Raw genomic sequence first — 4,335 nt, 5'->3', positions numbered from 1 at the left:
CGGCGGCCCACCACCGACTCCGACCATCCCCGCACCAGCCACCCGCGACCCAAGGCGCGACGCACGCCGAAATAGACCCACCCACTCGGGAACGCTCGAAGTGTCTGGTGAAGGTGCGTTCGGTCAGGGTTCGTTTCGGTCGTGGGGGTCGGGGTTCGAGTCCGACCCGGGGCGGTGGTGTTTGCGTTGTCGGATTACCTCCACTGCGATCGGCAGAAGCGAGATCAGTACCACCACCGCCACGATCGGCAGCAGGTAGGTGTCCACGTTCGGTACCGACGAGCCGAGTCCGTAGCCTGCCAGGACCAGGCCGACCGCCCAGATCGTGCCGCCCACGATCTGCCACAGGGTGAAGGTGCGTACGGGCATCTCCACAACGCCGGCCAGCGGGTTGAGCACGGTGCGTACGACCGGGACGAAGCGGGCCAGGACCACCGCCTTGGCGTGTCCGTACCTGACCAGCAACTCCTCGGCTCGTGCCACGCCTTCGTGCAGGCCGCGATTCTTGTACCGGCCCAGCAGCGCGCGTCCGCCGCGCCGGCCGAGGACGTAGCCGAACTGGGCGCCGAGCAGGGCGCCGGCCACGGCGGCGGGCAACACCTGCCACAGGGTCAGGTGCACCCGGTCCGAGGAGCCCGGCACGCACAACAGTCCGGCGGTGAACAACAACGAGTCGCCGGGCAGGAAGAAGCCGACCAGCAGACCGGTCTCCGCGAACAACACCACGGCGATGCCGAGCGCCCCGAAGGCGGACAACAACGAACTCGCGTCCAGCACGTTCACGGCCAGGTCGGACACGGCCGACGAAGGCATGGGCGCTCCCTTTTTCGATAACGCGCGATCCGGTGTCGGCCGGCCGGGGTCACGGCGGGGACGACATACCGGGGCTCTGTCCCCGAAACGATGCCGCATCACGGCTGAGAGTCGGCTGAGAGCGCTGTGGGCCGGGCGGGTGACGCGGTGGGGGCGAGGCCGGCTGAAAATGGCTTCATGGTGCGCCCCCTTCACCACCGTTGTTATCGATATGCCGCATATTCGTGACCAATTCTCAGCCGTGGCCGGCATGGGTGCGGGCATCGGGTCCACCATGACGCACCACGACGCATCGCGGGAGAACGGCTCCGACGAACTGGCCGCGCTGGTACGGCAGGCCCGACAGTGGAGTGAGCCGGCCCCGGACGGCTCGGCCGAGCGACCGCTGCTCGACCCCTCGACGGACTCCCTCCGCGAACGCATGCGTCGTCGCCGCGCCAATCGCTCGAACGACGGCGACGCCCGGAACGGCTAGGACTCGTCGGCTCGGGCGTGCGGATACCTGTCTGCGCGAGGCGTTCTCGAACAGTGTCGCCTTGCCCGCCTGTCCGGCAGCGGCCGTCGGCTGCCGAACGACGCCTGGTGGTCGAGCGGTTGCGCTGCCCGCGTGCGGCCTAGATACGTTCGGGCGTGATGAACCTGTGCACGCAGCGGTTGCACAGGAACTCGTTGCCGGGTGGCCGTACGCGACCGTTGCCGCGGTTGGAATCCGACCGCACCCAGGTCCAGGTTCCGAACGCGACCACCCCGAACGGCAGTCCGACGTAGAGGCCGACGAACACCGACAGGACGAGTGTGGCCGCGGGCAGGAGCACGTAGCCGAACCACGGGGGGATCTCGGGCGAGGGCCCGGGTCGGTCCGGTTGCCGGCCCCGATCCGGCACGACTTCGTTCGACAAGCCGCACCGGGGGCACTGGGGGAGCGCCATGGCCATACTCCTTGGATTCGTCACGTCGGATGTGTCGAACGGCAGAGCGGGTGCAGGCGGGTCCGGGCCGCGCCGCACGCGGCGGGGATGGCTCGTCCGGGACCACCCAAGCCCAACCGCCGGCCACATGGGGCGACCAAGAGGGAAACGCCGGCCGACGTCACATGAACGACGAGCGCGTGGAAGCAGGCCGCACGAAGCTTCGGGACATCCGGCAGGCACGGCCCGGGTCGAACCGGGGCCGGGCGTCGGAAATGCCGCTGCCCTCGCGGGTGTTCCCGGAGCCGGCGGGCCGCCCCACACCCGCCACCGGCCGTTCTCGGCAAGCGCGTACGCTCGATTCGTGCCGCATTTCGAGACGACCACGCACATCCGCGTCACGCCCGCACGGGCTTTCGAGGCGTCCCTGGACATCGACGCGCATACCGCGTCCATGGCTTCGTCGGGGGAGCGGGCGATCGGAGGGGTGACCGCCGGCCGGATCGGGCTCGGCGAGAGTGTCACCTGGCGGGCGCGGCATTTCGGTGTGGTGTGGCGGATGACCTCGCGGATCACGGCGTACGAGGAGCCGAGTCGGTTCGTCGACGAGCAGGTCGGCGGGCCGTTCGCGTACTGGCGCCACGAGCACCGCTTCACCTCGGACGGGGCCGGCGCCACGGTGATGCGCGATGTCGTCGACTACGCCGCTCCGTTCGGCCCGATCGGCACCGTCGTCGGGTGGATCGGGCTGCATCGATACATGATGCGGTTGATCGAGGCGCGCAATGAGTATCTGAAGGACTCCCTCGAATCGGCAGTGTCCGAATAGGTATTCGCCCCCTGCGTTGCCCGAGGGCGTCGCGTTCGGGCGACGACGGGCGGCGACCGGCGACGACCGGCGACGACGGATGTCCACGGGCATCGGCAGGCGGCCGTTGCGGCGGTATTCTCGGCTGCCGTGGTGATCGTGCCGATCGTGTACCCGGCGGGTCGGCTCCGCGCCCCGGCGGTGTCGACGGAAGCGCGACGATCGAACGGAGTTCGGGACCATGAGTGACGAACAGGTGTCGCTGCGGCCGGTGGTCGAGGGCGACCTCCCCCTTCTCGAACGTTTCTCCACGGATCCCGAGGCGGTCGGTCCGTTCGGTTGGCAGGGGTGGGCGGATCCCGGGCGGTGGCGGCGCGAGTGGACCGAGAGCGGCTTTCTCGGGGACACCGGAGGGCAGTTGCTGGTGGTTCGCGGGGCGGATGTCCTGGGTTTCGTGGCCTGGCGCAAGATCGTCACCTCACGCACCTCCTACTGTTGGAACGTCGGGATAAACCTGTTCGCCGAGGTGCGCGGCCAGGGCTTCGGAACCCGAGCCCAACTCCTGCTGGTCCGCTACCTGTTCGCGCACACCCAGGCGGCGCGGGTGGAGGCGGCGACTGAGGTCGACAACGTTGCCGAACAACGCGCGCTGGAAAAGGTCGGCTTCACACCGGAGGGCGTGGCCCGCGCCTATCTCTTCCGAGCGGGCCGGTGGCGGGACGTGGTCTTCTACAGCCTGCTCAGGGACGAACTGCCCTTGGAGGACGAGGATCCGACACCGCTGTAGCGGCCGGCAGCGACGATCGTGGGCGTTGGTGAGCGGCCGCCACGGCCGCTTGGCCACTACCGAGCAGCGACGCCCAACAGGCGGTGGACGCGGGCAGCCGGCAGCGACGAGCGGCGGCCGGTAGACGGCGGCCGGCGGCGCGAGCGAGCGGCGCGTGATGGCCGTTGGCCGTAGGCGTGGACGGATGGCCGGTACCCGGCACCTGGCATCCGGCAGAAGGTGGCCGGTGATCGTCGGCGGCCGGCAGCCGGAAGGCAGCGGCCGGCAGCCGATAGGCGTTGGGCGCACATGGCAGTCGGCACCCCACGAGCGGCAGCCGTGGCTCGGAGCAATAGGCGACAGACAGGCGACACCACGCCGGCTCACAGGTCGCCCGGTAGAACCGAAGGCACTCTCCCGTGCCCCCGCCCCGCCCCACACGATTGGCAACCCGCCCACTGCCCGCAGCCCGCAGCCCGCAGCCCGCAGCCCACTGCCCGTCGCCCGCAGCCCGCAGCCCACTCCCCGTCGCTCAGCCCGCAGCCCACTCCCCGTCGCCCGCAGCCCGCTGCCCGCAGCCCGTCGCCCGCTGCCCGTCGCCCGCTGCCCGTCGCCCGTCGCCCGTCGCCCACTCCCCGTCGCTCGCCGATTGCCGCTCGCAGCCCGTCGCCCGCTGTCTGTCGTGTGCCGCTCGTCGCCCGCAACTCGCCGTCCGCTGCCCGTTGCTTGCCACTCGTCACCCGCCGCTCGCAGCCCACTGCCCGTCGCCTACCACCCGTCGCTCGCTGCCTGCCGCCTGTTGCCCGTCGCCCGCTGTCTGTCGCGTGCCGCTCGTCGCCCGCAACTCGCCGTCCGCTGCCCGTCGCTCGCTGCCTGCCGCCCGCTGAATGGATCTCGCCGGTCGCCGCCTGCCGTTCGCTGCCTCCGCCTCGGCCGGTTCCTGGCCCCGCCGTCCCTGCTGCCTCGCCGTCCCATCCGCCCGTCCGTCCCGCCGCCCCGTCGCCCCGCCGTCCCGTCGCCCCGCCGTCCCTGCGGCCTCG

Annotated in this window: 5 protein-coding genes; 3 read left to right on the top strand and 2 right to left on the bottom strand. The window is 71.0% G+C overall.

The annotated features are described in order from the left end of the window. Positions 1-123: 123 nt before the first annotated feature. A complete protein-coding gene (locus EMA17_RS51105; protein ID WP_126644079.1) occupies positions 124-813 on the bottom strand; it encodes a DedA family protein in 690 nt (229 codons plus the stop codon). A 274-nt stretch (positions 814-1,087) separates the two neighbouring features. Between EMA17_RS51105 and EMA17_RS51100 the strand changes: the two genes are divergently transcribed. Beyond that, a complete protein-coding gene (locus EMA17_RS51100) occupies positions 1,088-1,288 on the top strand; it encodes a hypothetical protein (RefSeq protein WP_126644078.1) in 201 nt (66 codons plus the stop codon). 139 nt (positions 1,289-1,427) lie between these two features. Here the strand turns inward: EMA17_RS51100 and EMA17_RS51095 are convergent, their stop codons facing one another. Continuing rightward, on the bottom strand, positions 1,428-1,742 hold the full coding sequence (locus EMA17_RS51095; protein ID WP_126644077.1) for a hypothetical protein: 315 nt from the start codon (positions 1,740-1,742) through the stop codon (positions 1,428-1,430). A 343-nt stretch (positions 1,743-2,085) separates the two neighbouring features. Between EMA17_RS51095 and EMA17_RS51090 the strand changes: the two genes are divergently transcribed. Both EMA17_RS51090 and EMA17_RS51085 read left to right on the top strand, forming a co-directional pair. Next, positions 2,086-2,550 (top strand): SRPBCC family protein, encoded by a 465-nt coding sequence (locus tag EMA17_RS51090; RefSeq protein ID WP_246127504.1) that lies wholly within the window; start codon positions 2,086-2,088, stop codon positions 2,548-2,550. A 220-nt stretch (positions 2,551-2,770) separates the two neighbouring features. Further along, positions 2,771-3,316 (top strand): GNAT family N-acetyltransferase, encoded by a 546-nt coding sequence (locus EMA17_RS51085; protein ID WP_126644075.1) that lies wholly within the window; start codon positions 2,771-2,773, stop codon positions 3,314-3,316. Positions 3,317-4,335 lie beyond the last annotated feature (1,019 nt).

This window comes from Embleya hyalina, assembly GCF_003967355.1.
In the GTDB taxonomy this organism is placed as follows: Bacteria; Actinomycetota; Actinomycetes; order Streptomycetales; family Streptomycetaceae; genus Embleya; species Embleya hyalina.
Note: the sequence above shows the minus strand (reverse complement) of the source record. Positions and strands in the feature narration are given on the sequence as shown.

Coding starts and splice junctions, on each gene's coding strand:
- EMA17_RS51105 (WP_126644079.1), bottom strand. CDS start 813: ATGCCTTCGTCGGCCGTGTCCGACCTGGCCGTGAACGTGCTGGACGCG.
- EMA17_RS51100 (WP_126644078.1), top strand. CDS start 1,088: ATGACGCACCACGACGCATCGCGGGAGAACGGCTCCGACGAACTGGCC.
- EMA17_RS51095 (WP_126644077.1), bottom strand. CDS start 1,742: ATGGCGCTCCCCCAGTGCCCCCGGTGCGGCTTGTCGAACGAAGTCGTG.
- EMA17_RS51085 (WP_126644075.1), top strand. CDS start 2,771: ATGAGTGACGAACAGGTGTCGCTGCGGCCGGTGGTCGAGGGCGACCTC.